Annotated in this window: 18 protein-coding genes; 10 read left to right on the top strand and 8 right to left on the bottom strand. The window is 59.6% G+C overall.

What is annotated here, in order from left to right; genetic code table 11:
* Positions 1 to 93: 93 nt before the first annotated feature.
* Positions 94 to 1,080 carry a hypothetical protein gene (locus tag NKH73_RS00220; protein ID WP_352926404.1) on the top strand — a complete coding sequence of 329 codons (987 nt, stop codon included), beginning with the start codon at positions 94 to 96 and terminating at the stop codon, positions 1,078 to 1,080.
* On the opposite strand, the gene NKH73_RS00215 is transcribed toward NKH73_RS00220, so the two are convergent.
* The 5 genes from NKH73_RS00215 to NKH73_RS00195 form a co-directional block, all read right to left on the bottom strand.
* On the bottom strand, positions 1,031 to 2,605 hold the full coding sequence (locus NKH73_RS00215; protein ID WP_352926402.1) for a glycosyltransferase: 1,575 nt from the start codon (positions 2,603 to 2,605) through the stop codon (positions 1,031 to 1,033). The two genes, NKH73_RS00220 and NKH73_RS00215, sit on opposite strands and share 50 nt — an antisense overlap.
* A 37-nt stretch (positions 2,606 to 2,642) precedes the next feature.
* A complete protein-coding gene (locus NKH73_RS00210; protein ID WP_352926399.1) occupies positions 2,643 to 4,772 on the bottom strand; it encodes a glycosyltransferase in 2,130 nt (709 codons plus the stop codon).
* Positions 4,773 to 4,792: 20 nt separating this feature from the next.
* Entirely contained in the window at positions 4,793 to 5,407 is a 615-nt protein-coding gene (locus NKH73_RS00205; RefSeq protein ID WP_352926396.1) for a bifunctional DNA primase/polymerase, read from the bottom strand.
* A 170-nt stretch (positions 5,408 to 5,577) separates the two neighbouring features.
* The gene (locus NKH73_RS00200) at positions 5,578 to 6,933 is read right to left on the bottom strand and encodes a glucoamylase family protein (RefSeq protein ID WP_352926394.1); all 1,356 of its coding nucleotides are present in this window, start codon (positions 6,931 to 6,933) and stop codon (positions 5,578 to 5,580) included.
* A 54-nt stretch (positions 6,934 to 6,987) separates the two neighbouring features.
* On the bottom strand, positions 6,988 to 7,740 hold the full coding sequence (locus tag NKH73_RS00195) for an SDR family NAD(P)-dependent oxidoreductase (RefSeq protein WP_352927631.1): 753 nt from the start codon (positions 7,738 to 7,740) through the stop codon (positions 6,988 to 6,990).
* A gap of 374 nt (positions 7,741 to 8,114) precedes the next feature.
* On the opposite strand from NKH73_RS00195, the gene NKH73_RS00190 reads away from it, so the two are divergent.
* Positions 8,115 to 9,377, top strand: coding sequence for an O-antigen ligase family protein (locus tag NKH73_RS00190; RefSeq protein WP_352926392.1), 1,263 nt, complete (start codon positions 8,115 to 8,117; stop codon positions 9,375 to 9,377).
* Between the two features lie 100 nt (positions 9,378 to 9,477).
* Here NKH73_RS00190 and NKH73_RS00185 read toward each other — a convergent pair whose 3' ends face one another.
* From NKH73_RS00185 to NKH73_RS00175, 3 genes are all read right to left on the bottom strand, one after another.
* The gene (locus tag NKH73_RS00185) at positions 9,478 to 10,404 is read right to left on the bottom strand and encodes a class I SAM-dependent methyltransferase (RefSeq protein ID WP_352926389.1); all 927 of its coding nucleotides are present in this window, start codon (positions 10,402 to 10,404) and stop codon (positions 9,478 to 9,480) included.
* Between the two features lie 264 nt (positions 10,405 to 10,668).
* Entirely contained in the window at positions 10,669 to 11,895 is a 1,227-nt protein-coding gene (locus tag NKH73_RS00180) for a polysaccharide biosynthesis/export family protein (protein WP_352927628.1), read from the bottom strand.
* Positions 11,896 to 12,136: 241 nt separating this feature from the next.
* Entirely contained in the window at positions 12,137 to 12,811 is a 675-nt protein-coding gene (locus tag NKH73_RS00175; RefSeq protein WP_352926386.1) for a sugar transferase, read from the bottom strand.
* 605 nt (positions 12,812 to 13,416) lie between these two features.
* On the opposite strand from NKH73_RS00175, the gene NKH73_RS32555 reads away from it, so the two are divergent.
* The 8 genes from NKH73_RS32555 to NKH73_RS00135 all read left to right on the top strand — a co-directional run bounded on the left by NKH73_RS32555 (position 13,417) and on the right by NKH73_RS00135 (position 21,523).
* Complete coding sequence (locus NKH73_RS32555) at positions 13,417 to 13,689, top strand: exopolysaccharide production repressor protein (RefSeq protein WP_473632740.1); 273 nt, start codon at positions 13,417 to 13,419, stop codon at positions 13,687 to 13,689.
* Positions 13,690 to 14,150: 461 nt separating this feature from the next.
* The gene (locus NKH73_RS00165; protein WP_352926381.1) at positions 14,151 to 15,164 is read left to right on the top strand and encodes a glycosyltransferase family 2 protein; all 1,014 of its coding nucleotides are present in this window, start codon (positions 14,151 to 14,153) and stop codon (positions 15,162 to 15,164) included.
* A gap of 371 nt (positions 15,165 to 15,535) precedes the next feature.
* Positions 15,536 to 15,934, top strand: coding sequence for a single stranded DNA-binding domain-containing protein (locus NKH73_RS00160; protein WP_352926378.1), 399 nt, complete (start codon positions 15,536 to 15,538; stop codon positions 15,932 to 15,934).
* A gap of 164 nt (positions 15,935 to 16,098) precedes the next feature.
* Complete coding sequence (gene exoK, locus NKH73_RS00155) at positions 16,099 to 16,968, top strand: endo-1,3-1,4-beta-glycanase ExoK (protein ID WP_352927625.1); 870 nt, start codon at positions 16,099 to 16,101, stop codon at positions 16,966 to 16,968.
* A gap of 61 nt (positions 16,969 to 17,029) precedes the next feature.
* Positions 17,030 to 18,361, top strand: coding sequence for a UDP-glucose dehydrogenase family protein (locus NKH73_RS00150; RefSeq protein WP_352926376.1), 1,332 nt, complete (start codon positions 17,030 to 17,032; stop codon positions 18,359 to 18,361).
* 94 nt (positions 18,362 to 18,455) lie between these two features.
* Positions 18,456 to 19,916 carry a GMC oxidoreductase gene (locus tag NKH73_RS00145; protein ID WP_352926373.1) on the top strand — a complete coding sequence of 487 codons (1,461 nt, stop codon included), beginning with the start codon at positions 18,456 to 18,458 and terminating at the stop codon, positions 19,914 to 19,916.
* Entirely contained in the window at positions 19,913 to 20,362 is a 450-nt protein-coding gene (locus tag NKH73_RS00140) for a hypothetical protein (protein ID WP_352926371.1), read from the top strand. The genes NKH73_RS00145 and NKH73_RS00140 overlap by 4 nt, the downstream gene beginning before the upstream one ends.
* Before the next feature lie 81 nt (positions 20,363 to 20,443).
* Complete coding sequence (locus tag NKH73_RS00135; RefSeq protein WP_352926368.1) at positions 20,444 to 21,523, top strand: glycosyltransferase; 1,080 nt, start codon at positions 20,444 to 20,446, stop codon at positions 21,521 to 21,523.
* The last annotated feature ends 59 nt before the right edge of the window (positions 21,524 to 21,582 follow it).

Genomic DNA, 21,582 nt, shown 5'->3' with positions numbered 1-21,582 from the left:
CCAACGTTGCAACGGCGCTGGTGGCTGGGCTAATGCTTGCAGATGGGCAAGTTTCGTCGGCGAAGGCTTTTGCGAAAGGCGGTTCATTCCGCCATGCTGCCCTTTCTTCGCGTTCCGCCGCTGTTATGGTCGAAGGGCATCGGGCAGTTTTGCGAGTTTGCCGGTCCACGCTGGTATCGATACGCACCGACCGAATCGGCACAGACCGAGGCGTTCTTTCGCAAGTACTATAGCGGCGCACATGGCATGGTCTGGCTGCGCCTGAGCACCCGGGCCAGGGAATCGCGTGTCTGCGATCTCGACACTTTCGTCGAAGTGGCCCTGCCAACCATCACGGCGCCGTTCGCGCTGGTGACGACGGATGGCGATGCGTCGGTGCCGTCAAATCTTGCGAAAAATACCGTCGACCGGCTTCTCACCAACCCTTTCCTGGTGTCCTGGTACACCCAGAACTGCGTCGGCGATCACCCCAAGCTCAAACCTTTCCCGATCGGGCTCGATCTTCACACCCTGCGTAGCTTTACCACGCCCGGACAGCTTGCGAGGCTTCTCGAAACCATTCGCCGTCGGCAGGACGTGCCGAACCGTCGCCCGCTCCGAATATTCTGTGATCTAAGTTTGAGCAGGGAACCCAGGGAGCGACGGGATTTGGTCGATACCCTGAAGGGATGCCCGCATGTTGATTTTCTTGACAGGCGGCTGTCGCAGCGTTCGATCTGGGAGCGCTATGCACAGTACCCGCTGGTCGTTTCGACGGCTGGAAGCGGCCTCGACTGCCACAGGACGTGGGAACTGCTGTATCTAGGCTGTATCGTGGTGACCAGGACGTCGCCGCTAGATCCTCTCTATAAAGGGCTGCCCGTCATCATAGTCGATGATTGGCGACAGGTCCGGGATCCCGAAATGATGCAACGATCGGTCGACCAGGTCGCGCAGCTCACCGATCGCGACTACATCTGGCAAAGGCTGCGGCCGCAAGTCTATCTGGCACCGATCCGAGAGGAGCTCGAACGGCGTCTGTCAGTCCTGATCACCACGGAACATGGAGTATCTCAAGCTTTGGAAAACCGGCGGGCCTGATGCCCAGATCGTTGGCGAGGGCGCCGAAGCCTTCGGTTTCGATGAGATCGCGGTAGGGAATTTCCGGGAATCGAAGACCGCCACGGTGCAATGCTGTGTCGACAAGAAGCATGGTCCCGCCGACCCCATCGAGACCGATGCTTTCGAGATGCCTGACATCGCTGAGGTGAAGGCGGCCGACGGAATGGGCGGGCGGCTGGTAAAGGCCGCCGCGTATTTGACGATAGTAGCGATAGTCTTTTTCGGGTCGTGTGGTGACGAAACTGTTGAGGTCGAAGCTGTCGCCGCCGGCAATCTTTACACAGTTGGGAACTGCGATCCGATGCCCGCTTCCGATCAGCAGGTTCACGACATCGCTTGGAAATTGCCATACATCGATGTCGATCCACAGCGCCCAGTTGTCGTCGGCATCCAGCCCATGATCGATGAGGTGGTTGCGCACCTTGGCGATGGCGCCTCGTCTCTCGCGCTGCTGTCGTGGTTTCGCTCGCTTCACTCGGTCAAGGCGCGTGCCCAGACGCTTTTGCAGCAGGACGACGCCACGATAGCTGCCGGCAAGCGGCGCCACTGCCGCCTGCAATCTATCCCAGCTTCCGTCCAAACTGTCGCCCTCGCAGAAGACCAGCTTTATCCTATCCTTGGGGTAGTCGAGCGCCTGCAGCGCATCGAGGAACGGCTGAATATGGTCGGCGGCATCACGCAAAGGCACCAGAATGGCAACGTTCGAGCCTGACGGCAACGGTGCCGAAAGCGCCGCCTGGCTGACGCTCGCCTTCGCCACGGCCTCGTCCAGATGCGCGCCCCGTGTCAGATGATGCCAAAACCGGTAGGCGTGGTTGCGGACCTTGTCACGCCACGGCGTTGCCGGCCGCGCCGTCCACCATGTGCCCGCCCAGTGATGGACGGACAGCGTCAGCGCCCCGCTGCCGGCTGGCATATCCGTGCGCCCGGACGAGTCAACCGGCGTGAACAAGGCGGAGGCGTGTATGGCGAAGGCCGCCTGGTCGCCATAGGCGAGCTGAGCGGAGGTCAGCACACAGGGGCCGGTCGCGTCGAGCGCTTCCTTGGCATGGACCAGCCCCGGCAACAGCGACAGGACCTGTAGCCAGAAGGGATGCCGGGGCGGGCTCGCTATTGTGCCGTTGAACAGCAAATAGGGCAGGCCACGAAACTTTGCCTGGGCAAGCACATGCGTATCCGGTTCCTTGCAAAGCACGATCCGGTCCTCGCTCATGATCGGATCGAAAGCGGCGACGCATTCGCAGTCGATGTCGGCGTAGACCCCGCCAAAATGGTACAGCAGCAGATAGCGTGCCGCGTCGGCGCGCCGCACGCCATGTGAATAGCTGCAAAAGGTCGGCAGGAAATCCGCATAATACTCGGCGACAAACTCGAGCAGCCTCCGGTCGCTCCAGAACATCGTCGTCCAGCCGGGATGGTGCCGTTTCCAGCTTTCGACATACTCCTGGAAACGGGCAGGGACGCTGTCGGTCTTCCATGTCTGGTGCAGGATGGGTGGGATCATCGGCAGCTCATCGATCGGTGGTTGGAAAGCGTGGGTGTCATGTGCCGGCATCGTCCAGCCCAAAGCCGCCGCGGACGGCCTTGCGGATGGCTTCAGGGCCGAACCTGGACCATGCGGCTTCATGCGCGCGAACGCGCTGGCTCGCCATGCGCGTGCGGTCCAGACAAAGCTCGGCAGCCATGTCGGCAAGTCTCTCATCCGAATCCGATAGAAGCACCTCTTCATTGTCGACCAGGTCAAGGCCCTCGACCGCCAGCGGTGTCGCAATCACCGGAACGCCCCAGGCCATCGCTTCGAGAACCTTGATGCGCGTACCGCCGCCTGCCGAAAGCGGGATGATGCTGACATGCGCGTGCGACAGCAGTGGCCTCATATCGTCCGGATTTTCGACAAGGTCCACGCCTTGCAGCCCGGCCAGAGCTTTCACGGCCGGCTTGGGATAACGGCCGGCGAGGACCAGTCTTGCGGTCGGCAGTCTTTGCCGGATGCGCGGCAGGATGGTGGCGGCCAGCCGTTCGGCGGCATCGATGTTTGGCTTGTACCCGAGATGGCCGACAAACAGGATTATCGGAAAGCCGCCGTCGGTCGCGGCCTCAGCCGGCAGGTCCACGGGGCTGTCTTCGAAACGAGGGATGCCGTTCGGCACGATATCGATCGGCACATTGTGCGGAGAAAGTGCCGCCAGTCTTTCGTGGTCCTGCCTCGAGCAGACCCAGACCCTGTCGACGATGGCGAGCGCTTTTCTCTCGAGGCGCCTGACGCCAAAGGCGGTGATGGGGGGCAGCGACCTTGTGTCGTCTGCGCGGTGCAACTGTCCCGCCAGGTCAGACTCGACATTGTGCATGTCGAGAATGAGCTGCCCCGCCAATGGCCGCAACGGCCGTAAAAGTTTGAACAGCGCAATGCCCTCGACGACAAGGCTGTCCGGGGAAAATTCGCGAACGATAGCTTGGAGACGAGTCAGTGCGGAGCGGGGAATTCGGTTCTCGGCACGGATCCTCCACCAGCCGATCGAAGCCGTGCGGGCTTCCCCTTCGATTGTCAAAGCCGCTGTTTGAATGCGGCGGTTGGCCGGTTTCGACGGATGGGTCTGCGGCCGGATCGAGACAAGGCAGACTGGCCCGAATTCTGCTGCGGCCATGGCGTTGCGATGGTTCCTGAGATCGGCGCCCGATGCAGGAGGGAAGGCCGGATCGTAGGACAGCACAAGCGTGCGCCGCTCTTTGCCGTGGTTGGGGGTGGTAAACCGTGTACCTTGACTGTGCTTTTCGATCATTGCTCCGAAATGAATCCGGGCGCTGTACTGTAAGGCCTTCCAGCTCCGGCCGGATGCTTTATGGGCGTGAACGGCCCGCATCATGCCTGCCGCGTCGGGGTATCTTTTTTGCTTGATGAGCTGTCGTGAAATCCGCTGCGCGATCCAGGACTTTCGCCATTGAAGGGCATCCCTCGCGACGCCAAACTCAGCCAGCCTGTTCAGTTCGAGCGCAATGGCAAGAAATGTCCTGCGTGGCGCCAGAACGAAACGCTGCGCCATTCTTGTTTCGTCGTGATGATAGAGCAGCACCGGAGCCGAGACGATCGCCACATCGAGGCGCGCGAGCAGAGCCACCCAGTAGCACGTGTCTTCGTCGAGGCCGATCGCTTCCGCAAAGCGGATGGTGGCTGTGGCTGATGTCGCGACCAGGGCGCTTCCCATGGCGATCGGCCAGAGCTCGTTGAGAAGATATCGCTTGGTGTTTTGGGCTCTGTCGCTGGTGTATCCGTGCGGGGTCTTGAGCTTGTCCGGCCGCCCGTTCGTGCGACGGATGCAGGCCCCGATCGACAGGCCAGCCTCAGGATTGCGAAGGAGGGCGTCATGTAAAAGCGACAGGCCTCCCTCTATCAACTCGTCATCCGCATCGAGGAAAAATATGGATTTGCCCGTGGCCCGCGCAATTCCGGCGTTGCGCGCAGCACCGGCACTGCCGAGGTTGACGCTGACGACCTCCAGCGGCAATCCGTATTGTTTTGCGCTTGCGATCGCGGCAGACGCGGTCTGATCGTCGGAACCGTCATCGACCAGAAGGATCTCGCCGACCAGAGCGCTGTCGGAGATCAGGCTGCGCAGCGCGGCATCGATCGTCGCGGCAGCATTCCTTGCCGGGATGACGACCGTGACGTCCAATCGCGTTTCCTTTGATTTACTCACTGCCGCTCAAAAAAGCCGCGGTTTCGTACACGATCATAATAATGCTTGAGCGGCGAGACTGGGCGCAGCGAAAGACTGACGAGGTTCTCGACCAGCTGCGGTTCGACATCGAACGGCGACTGGTTCTCCAACCAGCTATAGGAGGATCCATCCTTCAGCACCGAGGGACTGCCCACCACGTAACCGCCAAGTGCCTTGGCGTGGCCGACCCGGCGCATGCCGAAATGCAGGCTGGATGACACCGTCGGTTCGCGTGTCCTCAGATAGACGTGGAAGCCGTTCGGGGACCTTGCGACTGGTGTGCGGTTTGCAATTTCACCATGGATGCCGAACCAGCCGCGATATGCCGCAGCGTTGTCGAAGTCCAGGATCAGCAGGTTGGCAAATCCTCCCAATATGCCGACGTTTCCGGTGAAGTCGTGAAACCAGCGCTCGATGTCTTCGGAGGTCGGTGGTTTCTGCGACAGCTGGAACGCAATGGAACAGAAGGCGAGCTCCTTTAGATCCTTGCGCCGGGTCTGTAAATGCAGCGGATCATACCCCATGGCCTTGAGGTCGAGATGCTTACCGCCGGCACGAAGCGGCAGGCATATATAGCCCTGCGCCAGCAACCGGACCGCATAGTCGGGTTCTATTTCAAGCGACATCCAGAAATGTTCCGCCCCGTGCCATTTCACTCCAATCTTCTTTAGCCGAATAGCACTTTCGTCAAGCGTTGGATGCGGCGCGGCCGCCTAGCGCCTGCCAGATTATGAGCGATCCTGTTGAATCGGGAGACCCGCTATCGTCCCGTCATCGGACATGGCAGCCAGCCTGGGCGGGTCGCTGTCTGTGACAGCCAGCCGCCGCTGAACCCTGCCTTGCACAGGCCGCGGCGGATATGCGGGCTCGACCGCATCAACTCCCAGATCAAACGCGAACGGTGATTTTCGATCATCAACACGACGATACCTTGGTCCAGTCCGTAATGCGCATCCGATATCCAGCCGCTCGGCCCGAATTTCCGCCGGTTCGCCAGCGTCGGGTTGAAGCCGCTCGGCATCCTGAAACCGTCGATCACCTCTGGGTGGCGTTCCCCAAGATGGCGTAACGCCGGCAGGCAGATTTCCGGCGCGAACGGCAGCGATGCAAGGTACGACCATGGCGCTATCGTTCCGTCGTCGGGGCCAAACGGTGCGCCGCGCGCCGCGTAGCCGGAAAATTTACGCGGTCGCCGCTCGATTTGGGCGCGGAAGTTGCCGGGTCCGTCACCTGCTGAGAGGCCCCACAGCCCTTCGCCGTAGCCGTCGTAGCCGGAAGGGTTATGCCGCGCATAGTCCCGGTGAAGGTAGGTCGCGCGGCGGCTGTTTTCGAAATAGTCCGAGTTCTTTTCCCGCATAAACGCATCCCGGATGCCATCGAAATCGATCCAGGCATGCGAGAACTGGTGCATGAACAACGGACCGCCATAGAGCACGTCGTAGCCGTAGATGTTTTCCCACTGATATGTCGCCGTCCAGCCGGCATAGCTGTCGTCCGAGGCTGGCCTGTCCGGAGCGGCCATCGCCAGAACATAGAGCACCGTCGCTTCGTTGTAGCCTTCCCAGCCATAACGCAGAAAGCCACTCTTCGGCTTCCAGCCCTGCCGCAACGTCGAACTGCTGCCTTGCGCCCATCGCCAATCGACGCGCCGATAGAGCATTTCCGCGAGGTCGCGGATTTCGGTTTCTTCGTCATTGTCGCCTTTGAAATAGGCGCCAGCCACGAGCACGCCTGCCATCAAGAGCGCGGTGTCCACCATCGACAATTCGCATCGCCAGGCGCGCAGGCCGGTCCGCATATCAAGGAAATGATAGTAGAAACCTTTGTGGCCAGTTGCGTCGTCGTCACTGCCTTGCCGGCTGTTCCAGAAGAAGCGCAGCGTGGCGAGCGTCAGCTTCACGGCTGCGTCTCGCGTCATCCAGCCACGTTCGACCCCGACCGGATAGCAGGACAGGGCGAAGCCGACGACCGCGATGCTTGCCGGCCAATTTGGCCGCGAGGTGTCGGCGACCAGCCCGTTCTCCGGGTTCACGGTTTCCAGAAAATAACCGAAGGCCGCGCGCTGGAAGCGGTCGAGCAAATCCTCGTCGGACAGTGGAGGTTCGACGCTAAGCAAACGAAGTGAACTCCAGTCTGACGGGCGCTAGCGCTAGATCGCGCCTCACTTGCTTCAATACGTCGCCCGGCCGCCGGAGACGTCGAAGACTGCGGCCGTCGTGAAGGAGCATTCCTCGGAAGCGATCCACGAAATCAGCGCCGCCACTTCCTCGACCTCGCCAAACCGCGCCATCGGTATCTTCGACAGCATGAAATCGATGTGCTGCTGGCTCATCTGCTGAAAGATCGCGGTGCGCACGGCCGCCGGCGTGACGCAGTTCACCGTCACCTTGGTCTTGGCCAGTTCCTTGCCCAGCGACTTGGTCAGGCCGATTACCGCAGCCTTCGAAGTGCTGTAGGCCGCCGCGTTGGGATTTCCCTCCTTGCCGGCGATCGAGGCGATGTTGACGATCCTGCCGTAATTGCGCTCGAGCATATGCGGAACCAGCGCCTTGTTGCAGAAGAAGACGCCGTTGATGTTGATGTCGATGACCCGGCGCCAATCCTCCACCGAATAGTCCCAGGTCGGCATGTTCGGTCCGGTGATGGCCGCGCTTGTGACCAGGATATCGACGGCGCCAAGGGCATCGATCGTCTGCCGGGCGGCCTGTTCGACCGCTACGGGATCGGCGACGTCGACAGTCACGCCATGCAAATCGGCAATGACGGCCTTGGCCTGCTCGATCTGGGCAGGGTCGCGATCCCAGACGCAAACGCGTCCGCCCTCTTCAGCGATTCTTTGCGCGACGGCCAGACCGATGCCTGAGGCGCCACCGGAGATAACGGCCGATCGTCCGGCAAACCGTCCCGCAAAGCTCATCGGCATGTGCTCGTTCTCCCAATTGGCGGCGAATGTGAAGTCAACGGCGGCGAAGTTCAAGCCGGAGTCTGGAGCCTCCGAGCATGTTCGTGGTGGGCCAGGAGCAGGCAGTTGAATGGCGTTGCCTGTTCGCTAAGCCTGCTCTGTCCAGTGCTGAAGAACTGAAAAACAGTTCGCACCCAGTGGGTGCTCTGTTCTTGCCGCACTGCCTGTCTCGGCCTTCTACCTGCCTCTCCTAAGGCGTCCGCATGGGTGTTTTTGCCTCATTTGGGTGACAGGCTGCGGGGGATGGGTTATATTGCACTGCACAACGGAAGCGCCAGCGCTTGGCGCGGCGGCAAATCGGCCTTGAGCTGTATGGACGGGAATCCGCTACCGAGATGAAGATTCCAAAATCTCTGTTGATCGACCCGGAGAAGAACACGGTCTACGGTAGCTTTGCAGTTGCCATCTCCATTTGGGCGTTCTCCTACTCCGCCGTTTTCGGCCAGATCCTGATCCTGGCCTATTATGCGGTCTGGCTTCCCCTTATCCTGGTCGACTACCGGCGGCTGTTGCGACATCTATCCAGCGCATGGCTCCCGCTGGCGTTTGCCATCTACGTCTGCCTCTCGGTGTTCTGGTCGGATGCTCCCGGCCTCACGTTGAGGACGGCAATCCAGTATTGCTCCCATATCGCTTGCGCCTACATCGCTGCGCGGACCGTCAGCGTCCGCACGTTGGTGATAGGCTCACTAATCGGGATTTTTGTCGTTCTGCTCTATTCGCTCCAGGTCGGGGGTTATTCCTATGATATTCTCGACGGGAGCTACAATTTCGTCGGCGCATTCAGCTCGAAGAATCAGATCGGCTTTGTCGCATCGCTCGGGATCTATTTTTGCGTTGTGTTCCTGGCCTTTCTCAGACGCGGCCGGGTAAGCCTTTTTCTGACGGCGCCCGTCTTCGTTCTGTCGGCCTACCTGCTGGTCATGGCGCATTCCGCCACCTCGACAGCTTCGGTGCCGGCAGTTCTCGCTCTGGTGGCTCTGCTCGCCATGGCCAAGAAGCTTTCGCTCCGTTATCGACGGGTGATTTTCCTGGTCGGTGCATCCGGGCTGGTCATGGTCACCGCAGTTGCCTTTGCCGGACTTATGGATTTCATCCTTGGCGCCTTCGGAAAGGATTCCACGCTCACCGGGCGGACCTATCTCTGGGATCAAGGCTGGAATGCGGCGCAGCAAGCGCCGATCCTCGGTGTCGGCTACGCGGCCTATTGGGTGCAGGGTTTTGCCGAGGCCGAGCGGCTTTGGAACGAATTCTACATCACAACCCGATCCGGCTTCCATTTCCACAACACCTACATAGAAGCCCTCGTGGAGCTTGGTTATGTCGGGGCGACGCTGATTTCGCTGATCATCCTGCGCACGCTGTGGGGCCACATATCGGCTTTGATATTCAGGACATGGCAAGCCGAGTCCGTGATCCTTGCCGGTGTGATGATGCTTCTGTTCATCCGGTCCTTCGTCGAGATTGATACCTTCAATCCCTACATCATGGGCTCCTTCCTCTTGTATTACAGCTACTTCAAGCTGGTGAGGGTGCCTGTCGCCCGTCCCCGGTGGACCGCGACCAACCTCGCGGAACCAGAGACCGCAAGAGGATAAGCAAAGCCCTTAATACGGCCGTCTCGCAGGCAGCTTCTGAAGCGGTGGCGAAAGGCAGTTGCTCCTTCACTCTCGCCCGAGTTGGATTGCTGCCTGTTGATCAGGCCCGAAGGGTTAGAAGCGCATACCATGCGAACCGCTTCACGTAGGGAAGCGTCAGAACGACTGAATCGATCGCTTTTCCAACCGTGTAGACGGCCTCCGAGATGCTTCGCGGCATCAGCGCGCTTCCTACGGAGCACAGGCCGAAATACTCCACCCGCACATCGCTGAAATAGTGGCGAGCCAACGCGAAGTCCGAAACCAACAAAGGATGTTCGTCCTCGGTGCGGATGAGGGGCGTCCGCCTTCTGTAGGCATTCAGGAGAGGATTGTGTCCCATCGGCTCGTAGAACGACGCCACACCGTTCGGCTTCAGGATACGGACCACCTCGGAAAAGCACCGATCCAGGTCCAGGTGATGGATGATTCCGCGTCCATACACCAAGTCGAACTTGTTGTCTTCGAAGGACATCGCTTCCGCATTCATCGCCAGGAATGTAGCGTTCGTGCTGCCAAGCGTGCTCGCCCGTTCGTTCGCCTTGTTTACCGCTACGTCCGAAATGTCGATCCCCGTCAGAGATCGGCAAAGGCCGGGCAGATGCAGGGAATGCAGCGACCACCCACCATCGGAACAACCGTACTCGAGCACATCAGCGTTTTTCGAAAGGCGTTTTATTTGCCTATCTTGATGCTCAGCACCGTGGCGAATTGTTCGATACCACTTGTCCAGACTTTCTCTTGGATCCGCCTCCTGACTAAATCTAAGATTGTGAAATTCTCTTTCCCGACTGACTATTTCGTCCCTTTCACTGCGCACGACAAAGTCCTCCTCCCTCAGATTTAAGTTGCAAACTAAATCACAACGTCTGCTTGCGCCGTAATTGCTCACGTCCCGAGTTGGCGGTAGGCTGGCTTGTCGGGCGGCGAGAACAGTATCGGTGAGTTCAAGGTCGAACTCGTCTGGGTCGAACTCTTCGCCGATCAAGTCGATCTGTTCGGCGTCGTCGTCAACGGCAGAGCAATTCCGGATCAGCGCGACGAGAATGCCTTTTTCTGGCTATGCGTTACTCCTCTTGTTTAAATGGATGTAACGGTACTATCCAAGCTATCTGTTTAGGGGAGGCACGACGGATATTCATACGCCCAACGCATAGCCGCTCCTCGCCAACGAGCGTGCACCAATGAACGGCCTTGGCCGACACTCCTTTTGAGTGCCAACCGACGTTGAATAATTCGATCGCTCGAAGGTCTATTGGCTAGCCATTGGCGCTAGCTTGACCTTGATTACGTCACCTGGCAGCACCGGTGTGTCTTCGCTGGCCGCGATTTCGCTGGTTTTGCCGTCGACCACCCTAACCAGGCCAAACGACATCGTCGGCTCTTCGCCGTCGCGATAGCGTTGCAATGCCGGGTTCCCCGTCATGGCTTCGGCCATCAAGCCTGTTTGCATGTTCATCTTGAGCATTGTCGCACTGAGGTCGGCTTCTACCTGTTGCCGATCGGCGGCGAGGCCCGCATTCTGGGTGTTTTCCAGGTCGATGGCATCCTGGGTAGCCTTGCTGATCGACTGCTTGGCGGTGAGGATGGCCGTGTCGTAATCCAGGATCTGACCTTCCAGGTCGGCGATCGTTTGTTGCGAGTTCAGAACCCGCGTGTTGACGACAAGGCCTTTCTGCGCCAGCGAACCGATGCCGCTGAGCTGTTCCTTTGCCAGGTCGACCTGCCGTTGCTGGTTGACGATCTTTTTCTGCAGCGAATCGATCTCGCTCTGCAGCAGCTTCTTCAAATCGTCGAGCGCCTGAAGGCGCAGTTTCAGCTTCTTTTGATCGGCCGTCAGGATCGCCATCTCGTCGGCAACGATGCTTGCGAGTTTCGGATCGTCGGTCACTTCCTTCGGCACGTCGAATGTCGGCTTGTCCGCGATCTCCGCTTCGATGCGCGCGCGCCTGACGATCAGCCGGACCCGTTGGTCTTGAAGGACGTCAAAATCGCCCTTGGCATTGATCATGTCGCGGTCGTAGCGCTGTCCTTCGGGGCTCCGCCGGACGCCGCCGGCGATGCTCATCGCCCTCAGGACGGTCAGGTCAGGCACGTAAGGATACTGGCCGGGGCTCTGGACCTCTCCGGAAATGTAGAACGGCCTGTACTGCGCCATTTCGACGGAGGCTTCCGGCCGGTCAGCCAGGGCGAGCTTGCGCTGAAGCGCCTGGCCGATTGCTGCAGCGACCTCGGATGTGGTCTTGCCGGATGCCGGCATTTCGCCGACGAACGGCACCGACAATGTCCCGGAAGGACCGACCGTGTACTCTCCGTTGACGGCCGTCCAGTCGCGGAAGGTGCCTTCAACGGTCTGCCATTCGGCCACTCGGATGGTCAGCCTGTCCTGCGATCCCAGGCGGTACTCGTCGGCGGCGGCGAGTTGGGGAACGGCGAGCGCCAGCGCAAGGCAAGTGGTCACAAGCCGCATCCGTCGCATGCGATTGCTAACGGTGCCGGCGCAGGAGATTTCGACGATGTCTGTTTTCAACTGAACGTTTTCCGATCCGCTTTGGCCCCGCCCGACGAACTTGCTGCAGAATGCTTGGCGTCTAGAGCGACGTGCGTCCCTTGGGACGCACAAAAGCACACTCCAGCACTTTAATCTGCGCATCGTGCTTTTCGAAAATCCACGATGCACGGGACAGTCACTCCTCGACACAGAACCGGCTGGCGGCCGGTCAATAGCAACCCCGCGACATCCAGACGGCGGGTACGGTCTTGATAATGATGCGAATGTCTTCGAACAGCGACCAGTTCTCGACATAGTGGCGATCGAATGCGACGCGGCTGTCATAGGAAACGTCGTTGCGGCCGCTGACCTGCCACAGCCCGGTCAGGCCGGGGCGCGATTTCAGATAATAGACCGCCGAACTGCCGTAGATTTCGAGCTCGTCGCGCACGACGGGGCGAGGACCGACAAGGCTCATGTCGCCCTGAAGGATGTTGACGATCTGCGGCAGTTCATCGAGGCTGAGCTTCCTCAGCACGGCCCCGACGCGCGTAACACGCGGGTCGTTCTTGAGCTTGCGGGTGGCCATCCATTCGGCTTTGGCGTCCGGGTTGGCGGCAAGATATGCAGCCAGCACCTGTTCGCTATCCTGAACCATTGTGCGAAACTTGAGGCACGGGAAAATCCGCCCTCCCCGACCGATCCGGCTGTGGCCGTAGAAAATCGGCCCGCCATCGGAAAACTTGACAAGCAGCGCGACCATTGCAAACAGCGGACTGAGCGCAACCAGGCCAATCAGTGAACCGGCAATATCGAAGCTGCGTTTGAGCAGGCCGCCGATTGGTGGAAAGTCGATGCCGGCCTGCGAAAAATCCGCATCGGCCGACTTGGCTACGTCCCTCATGCATAAACTCCATACGTTGAACGGATGGTTGGCGCCACGATACCAAAAAAATGCTGCATCGCAACACACAATTTCTCGATCGATTGAAATAATCACGTCATGAATTGACTAAATAATAAACCCATCCTGCACAAAATTTGGCCTTTATGGCACATTCGTGACATATTATGGGCAACTTTGAAAAATCTAGTGCGTTTTTGAGGCTGATTTGGGGCGAATCGCTCTTTTTGCCACGTATTTGAGCATCATGGTGCTTTATCTTTGCAAAGCATATGGGGATTATAAAGTAAAATACGATTTAATATTGTGGCTGTTACTGAAGTGAGTCCATATCCGGAGATTGGTCGCGGTGCAGATGTGTGCATCGCAACATGGCGGAGTCGATCCCGCGAATTCACCCAAAATTATTTGTGGTTGGCCTTGCCTGCTATTGCACAGCTCAATAGAGTTGCAAATTGTTTCTGTCAGAGTATGGACAGGGTGGAATAGGCCGGAAGCAACCGGCCAAAAAGCGGGCAGCCTCAACGAGCTCGCATGGCGAAGGGAGGGCTCGGGGGTGGGTCAATCATCGATTTTTGCCCGGGCAGGTTAACAGGCTGTCGGGTATGTCGCTACCAAAGTTCATCATCGGCATGTTGTTCGCTCTGGCGGTTGTGGTCGCCTGGTCTTACCTGGCCGGCGCTTCGCTCGGCACGACGCTTTTTCGCGCTATAGCCTGCGCCATCGTCATCCAGCTGGGTTACTTTCTGCTGGTTTTTGTCATGGTTGCCAGAAACGCTCCGACGTCGGCTGACAAGCTTCGCGATGCCGAACGAAAGCTGAGTTCGGCTGATGTGGCCGATGGCGAGAAGTTCAGTGCCCGGAGAAGCCTCCATTGACGACCTGACGTCAGGTCGCGTTGGCGAAATTCCTTTCTGACTGCTTGACAGCATCCTGGCAATCGGCCTCCGGATTTTCCCTCGCCTTCTGATCACCAAATTCAGCCGCATCTCGACGATGCGGCCGTTTTCCGTCGCGACCGCACAGTCGGCGAACGACGCGATGATCGACGGTCTGCCTCCATCCAAAATGAGCAGGGCGGCTTGCGAGGCGGCGCGCCATCCGCGGGCCATTTCATCGTTCATCGATTTTGCGCCACGACGACATCGAAAGGGACGACACGGAAAGGAAAGACTGGACGGAGCGAATGATTTTGGCGATGCTTTGCTTCGCACTTGCAGCATAAGCGTCGGCCGACGCTTTTTGAACAGCCGGACGGTGAGAACGAGCGCTGCATCCAAGTTCGACGGGGGAGCGGCGAGAAAATTCGGAGTTACCGGTGCAGTCGAGAGGCGAATTGATGACAGAACCCCAGGTCTGCGTGATCATCGCTGCCCGCAACGCGGCGCGGACAATCCCGGTTGCCATCGCATCGGCATTGCGCGAGCCGGAGGTGGCGGAAGTCGTCGTCGTCGATGACGCGTCCACCGACGACACCGCGAAGGTCGCTCGGGCGGCCGACGACGGCAGCGGCAGGCTTTCCGTCATCCGGCTCGACGTCAACGGCGGTCCTTCCTTCGCCCGCAACGCCGCGATCGCCAGCTCCAAATCGCCGTTCATCAGTATTCTGGACGCCGACGATTTTTTTCTCGAGGGCAGATTTCGCGAGTTGTTCGCCAGCGCCGATTGGGATTTCGCCGCGGACAACATCATGATGATCAGGGACGATGCGGCGACCGATGTCTCGAAAATCGCCGCGCCGCGGTTCTCGGCCGATCCGGAATTCCTCGATTTCGAACGTTTCATCGAGGGCAACATCTCCAGTCGCCGCGTGCGGAGAGGTGAGTTGGGTTTCCTCAAACCGGTGATCAGCCGTGCTTTTCTCGACCGGTATGGGCTTCGTTATGACGAAAACCTGCGGCTGGGCGAAGACTATGAACTCTACGCGCGTGCGGTTGCTCACGGGGCGCGGTTCAAGGTCATCAGGTCCTGCGGCTATGGCGCGATCGTTCGCGCAGATTCGTTGAGCGGCCAGCACAAGACGCAGGATCTCAAGCGCCTGGCCGACGCGGATCTGGCGCTGCTGGCGATCGACAGTTTGCCGGAAGGCTCTAAGGCGGTGCTCAGGAGGCATGAACGGCAGGTACGCGACAAATACCGGTTGCGGAACTTCCTCGACGTCAAGAATGAGCGTGGGCTGACATCGGCTGCGGCCTACGCCCTGGCCAGCCAGTCCAACCTCATCCCTATCGTTCGCGGCGTGGCCGCCGACAAGCTGGATGCGCTGTTTCGACGCGCCGGCTTTGCCTCGAAGCAACCTGTGCCGCCGCTGCGTTTTCTGATGGCCGCAACCAGCCCGGTCGGCGAGACTTGAGCTTGTCCGTGGCCGGCGCCATGCCACTCATGTCAACAGGTCCTCAACCCGCTCCAAAGTGATGCGAATTTCCGATTGGCCACACCAAAGCGCGTCGCGTTTGATGAGGGTCATGCGACGCGCTTTGAGTTCTTGCTCTTATGCATGTCGTTGTCGCAAAACCGCCGCGCACGTTTGCGCATCATGCATTAGGTGGTTGCCTACTCGCTTTGGGGATGGCATGTATGTTGCGGTGCAGCAATTTTGGCCGGCCGTTCGAATCGGCCCGAAAATGTCCTCCTGTCAGAGGAACTGGACGATGCGACGAGATTTTTTGGCTCGAACGGACACGAGGCTAGGCTTTAGGCCAGCCATGACAGGGAACTGAGCGCATGGCCTCGATATTCGGCTTCAGATCAAGGGATCCGGCTCGAGACAGGCAGACCGACGTCTCGCGGCTTGACCGCCTGGCCAAGCTGCTTGACCAGATCGCGGCCGAGGTCGAGGCGGAGAAGAACGGACTTGAGAACCGCTACCGGACAAAGGCCACCAACGCGGCCTTCCTGGTCGAGGCGATGGAGAATGGGGCAGTCTCCACCAGCAGATCCGCGGAAGTCAGTGAGCTGACGAGGTCGATCCTGAATTGCGAGCGGCGCATCGCGGCGCTCGCGCGCCAGAACGAATTGATGAAAGATCTCCGTCATTCGCTGGATGCGATCTTCGATGAAAGCGCTCAGCCTAGCTCGACCACCAAGCCTGGTTTCGCCAAGCCGGCCGCCGGCACGGGATGAATCTCAAAGTTGTGGGTGACACCGCAGGCAAGAGATTTGGTGCTACAGGGCAAGAAAGAGGCAGCACCAGGAAGGTACAGGGAGAAGGTCAAGATCAGCTCGTTTCGTCACGGTTCGAACGTCGACTTTGGGTTGGGGGCGCACAGCACAAAGGTGAGTTTGGTATGAACGCGGATCCGAAAATCACGACCACCCCAGCCATCGGCGGCGGGCCGTTTACGCGCTCGGTCGGGCGAGGGAAGCTGAGGCGGCTATGTTCGGGCGGCGCGTTTCTGCTGGCCGCACTCGGCGGCCTGGCTGCAGACCCAACCCCCTCTCATGCGCAGGATATTCCGACTGCGCCATCGTTCGTCGATGATTTCACCAGCTTCGATCGTGCGCGCTGGTACGTTTCCGACGGCTGGACGAACGGCAGCCATCAGAACTGCACCTGGTCCAAAAGCCAGGTCAAGCTTTCCGACGGCGTGCTGACGCTCGGTTTCGAAAAGCAGAAGCTGAAGGATCGCGACTTTGCCTGCGGCGAGATCCAGACCAAGCAGCGCTTCGGCTATGGCACCTATGAGGCGCGGATGAAAACCGATGCGGCCTCCGGCATCAACACCGCCTTCTTCACCTACATCGGCCCCTCCGACAAGCAGCCGTGGGACGAAATCGACTTCGAAGTGCTGACCAAGGACACCTCCAAGGTGCAGGTCAACGCTTATATAGCCGGCAAGGGTAATAACGAGAAATTGGTGGATGTAGCAGGTGGCACCGACAAGGCATTTAACGATTATGCCTTCGTCTGGGAGAAGGACCGGCTGCGCTGGTACGTCAACGGCCAGTTGGTGAACACGATCACCGATCCGGCAAAGCTGCCCTCCCATGCGCAAAAGATATTCTTCAGCCTCTGGGGCAGCGACACCATGAAGGACTGGCTGGGCCCGTTTTCGGACCCAGGCCGCAAGCTCACCATGCAAGTGGACCGTGTCGCATTCACGGCGCTCGGCCAGCCATGCCAGTTTCCGGAATCGCTGGCATGCAGCGTGAAGTGAAGGCTAATCTGAACCGGCCGGACCGAAAGCGATCCGAAGCCTCGAATAGGGATGAAACTAAATGAATTTGACGGTCTTTGGAATTGGCTATGTCGGTCTCGTGCAGGCGGCGGTGCTTGCCGAAGTCGGGCACCAGGTGGTGTGCGTCGACATCGACGTGAAAAAGGTCGAGCGGCTCAATCAGGGATTCATCCCGATTTTCGAGCCCGGGCTCGAAAATCTCGTCAAGGAGAACCATGCCGCCGGCCGCATCAAGTTCACAACCGACGCCGCCGCCGCGGTCAGGCATGGCGTGATCCAGATGATCGCCGTCGGTACACCTCCGGGAGAGGATGGTTCGGCCGACCTCAAATATGTTCTGGCCGTCGCCGAGGCCATCGGCAGGGAGATGGACGCGCCCAAGATCGTCGTCGGCAAATCGACCGTGCCGGTCGGCACCTGCGAAAAAATAAAGGCCAGGATTGCCGCCACGCTGAAGGCGCGAGGGCGCGAGGACATGGCTTTCGACGTGGCCTCCAATCCGGAATTCCTCAAGGAAGGCTCCGCGGTGGCCGATTGCATGAAGCCCGACCGCATCATCGTCGGCACCAGCAGCGAGAGCACCGAGGCAGTGATGCGTGAGCTTTACGCCCCGTTCAACCGCAACCACGAGAAGATGATCGTGATGGATGTCCGCAGCGCCGAATTCACCAAATACGCGGCCAATTGCATGCTGGCGACCAAGATCAGCTTCATGAACGAAATGGCCAATCTGGCTGAGCAGCTGGGCGCCGACATCGAGGAAGTTCGCAAGGGCATCGGCAGCGACCCGCGCATCGGCTACCACTTTATCTATCCCGGGCTCGGCTATGGCGGCTCGTGCTTCCCCAAAGACGTGCGCGCCCTGATCAAGGCGGCGGAAGGCGTCAAATTCGATGCCAAGCTGCTGCGCGCGGTCGAGGAGCGCAACAACGAGCAGAAGTCGGTTCTGTTCGACAAGGTGAACCGATATTTCGAGGGCAATCTGAAGGGCCGGACCTTTGCGCTGTGGGGCTTGGCCTTCAAGCCCGACACCGACGACATGCGCGAAGCGCCGGCGCGTGTCTTGATGGAAGCGCTGTGGAAGGCCGGCGCCAAGGTGCAGGCCTACGACCCCGAGGCGATGCAGGAATGCCAGGCAATCTACGGACAGCGCGATGATCTGCTCTTGTGCGGAACCAAGGAGGCAGCGCTGCGTGGCGCCGATGCGCTGCTGATTGCCACCGAGTGGAAGAGCTTCCGCGCGCCTTCATTCGACGCGATGAAGGATGCGCTGACCACGCCGATCATCTTCGATGGCCGAAACCTCTACGACCCGAAGGTCATCGCCCGCCATGGCATCGAATACCACTCGATCGGCAGGATGGCGGCGTGAGGCCCATGCGGGAAAGGCCTATGGCTAGACCGGATCGCACATCAGGGACTGTGACGAAGGCTTTGATGCTCGTTTCAACAAAGGGTTTTATCTGATGGTGCTGGGCATCAGGCCGGAACAGATCGCCAACGAACATTTCGACCTTGTCGCCATCGGTTCCGGTTTCGGTTCGGCCTTCTTCCTGCATGCGTTCGCGAAGCAGCGAAAGGCGCGCGTTCTGGTTTTGGAGTGGGGCCGGCACAACACGCATGAATGGCAGCTCGACCAGAACGTCAACACCGACATCGACGAAGAGACGACCTACAAGACCAACTCCGATAAGCCGTGGAACTACACCATCGGATTGGGTGGCGGAACGAATTGCTGGTTCGCGCAGACACCGCGCTTTCATCCGAACGACTTCAGGCTGAAAAGCCTCTACGGCGTCGGCAACGACTGGCCGATCAGCTATGACGAGCTCGAGCCGTTCTACTGCGATGCAGAGGACCTCATGTCGATTTCAGGCGACCCCGACATGGCCGCGATGATGCCGCGCTCCAGGCCGTTTCCACAACCACCGCATCACATGTCGACGCCGGACCGGATGATGAAGGCGGCGCAGCCGGACCAGCATTTTGTCGTGCCGACAGCCAGGGCGCGTGTGCCGACGGCGCAGCGGTCTTCGTGCTGCGCCAATTTGCGATGCGGCTTATGCCCGGTCGACGCGAAATTCACCGCCAACAACGGCCTGATGCACGTCTTCGAGCATCCCGACGTTTCGGTCTGCCTTGGCGCCGAAGTGCGCCGGCTCGACCATGTCGGCGGATCGGTCCGTTCGGTTGCATTCGTGCATGACGGCAAGGAATATTCGGTCAGCGGCGATCTTTTCATTCTGGGCGCCAATGCCATCCAGAGCCCGGCGATCATGTTGCGGTCCGGCCTGTCGGGCGAATTCGTCGGGCGCGGCCTGCACGAATCCTACGGATGGAATTTCGAAGCCTATCTCGACGGCGTCGACAATTTCGACGGCAGCACCATCACCACCGGCCTGAATTTCGGCCTTTATGACGGCGCCCACAGGTCACAGCATGCGGCGGCGCTGGTCTATTTCGAAAACCGCTGGCAGCACGGGATGCGGCCGGAAAAGGGACGTGTCCGTCAAACGCTTCCCCTCATCATCGTCACCGAAAACCTGCTCGAACCGGAAAATCTCGTTATCCTCGACGAGGATGAAAACGCCTTCGTCAGTTTCAAGGGTGCATCCGACTATGCCGTCAAGGGCATGGCGTGGGCAAAGGATAAACTGCCGGCGCTCCTGGCCCCGCTGCCGGTCGAAGAGATTTTCGATCGCGGCATCCGGCCGACCGAGTCGCATGTTCAGGGCACGTTGAGGATGGGCTCGAGCCCGGCGGATTCGGTCGTCGACCGGGACATGATCCACCATCAGCTCAGGAACCTGGTTGTCGTCGGCTCCAGCACATATCCAAGCTGTTCCTGCGCCAACCCGAGCCTGACCGCGGCAGCCCTCTCCCTGCGGGCAGCCAGCCGGATAGCGGGAAAGGAAGTGGCCGGATGATCAAGGTTTCGCGACGCGCGGCACTGGCCATCATGGCCGGCGGAGTCGCCTCGACCGGCATTGCCTACGCCGCCGTTTCCTCGCTTTCGGACGAGGACCTGGTGCGCGTCACGCTGGAAAGATATTTCGGCAGGCTGAATATGCGCATCGAACATTTGCAGCAGTTCGTTCTGGAATTCCAGAAGCGGAACCCCTGGATATTTCCAAACACCAAGCTGGGCGATGCGGTCACCCTGCTTGAGGAGCTGAAATTGGGCGCCGCACGCCGGTTGCTGCCCGAACAGAAAAAAGAGGATCTGAGGCATTTCGACCGCTGGGTCATTGCCGAGTTCCATATGCTGACCGACTATGCCCGGCGCAGTTCCCCAACCGACCCGATCCGCTTCACCGGATGGCAGCCATGCACCAATCCGTTCGCCAATTTAGAGATGCAACAGAATGCGTGAGGCGGGTCGCAAGCCCTTCACCCGCAAACAAACCATGCGTCATCGCCCGTAGATTTGAGAATGCGACGAGGAGCCGAAACCATGAAAGTGCTTTTTGCAGGCGGCAACGGTTACACGCCCCAGTTCAGTGGCGGCGTCCAATCCAGCACCCATCATCTTGCCGAGCAGTTGCTCGAGCATGGGCATGAGGCGTCGGTGCTCGCCGCCCTGTTCGGCCAAGGCGTCTTCGGCTACAAGGCACGGGCCAAGATGAAGCTTCTGAGGCAGCGCGCGGTCATCGACAGCTATCCGGGCTATCCGGTCGTGCGGGCCTGGTTTCCCTGGGAGGCGGCGGGTTTTGCCGTCGAAAAGCTGAGGCCAGATGTCGCCGTGGTCCAGTGCCACAAGTCGGTTCCGATCGGCAAGGCGCTGCAGGCCGAAGGCGTGCCGCTGGTCGTCTATCTCAGGAACGTCGAGTTCCACGAATTGGGCGGCGATCTGCGTGAGCTGCATTCGGCGCTTTACATCGCCAATTCCGAGTTCACCGCGCGCGCCTACAAGGCAAAATTCGATATCGATTCGACGGTTATACCGCCAACCATCAATCCCGCGCTCTACAGCACGCCGACGACAGGCGAGTTTGTCACGCTGATCAACCCTTACGAGGAAAAAGGTTTCGAGCTTGCGGTGCGCATTGCCGCCGCCTGCTCCGAAATCCCGTTCCTGTTCGTCGAAAGCTGGAAACTCGACGACGATCATCGGGCCAGGATCGAACGGACGATCGCGCCGCTCGGCAACGTCACGCTGGAGAGCCGGACCAGCGACATGAAGACGGTTTATGGTCGCACGAAAATCCTGCTCGCCCCCAGCAAGTGGGAGGAGGCTTGGGGCCGGGTGGCGTCGGAAGCGCATTGCAGCGGCATTCCCGTCGTCGGTTCGCGTCGTGGTGGGCTGCCCGAAGCGATCGGCTCCGGTGGCGTGGTGCTGGACTATGATGCCCCACTCGCCGATTGGGTGGCCGTGGTCAGGCGTCTGTGGACCGACAGCCAGGAATATAGGCGGCTTTCAACGGCGGCCCGCGCATTCTCCGAACGTCCGGAGCTCGATCCGGCGAGTCAGTTCGCGACTTTCTTCTCGATGCTCGACAGGGCGGCACGGCAGCCTTCGCGACAGGCCGCCTAGAGCAATTCCAGGAAAAGTGTGAAACGGTTTTCCGTCCAGAATTGCTAAAAACTAAAGAG

Origin of the sequence: Mesorhizobium sp. M0938 (assembly GCF_040319125.1) — a bacterium.
Lineage (GTDB): Bacteria > Pseudomonadota > Alphaproteobacteria > Rhizobiales > Rhizobiaceae > Mesorhizobium > Mesorhizobium robiniae.
The sequence above is the reverse complement of the archived record's forward strand: the minus strand, read 5'-3'. Positions and strand labels throughout refer to the sequence as shown.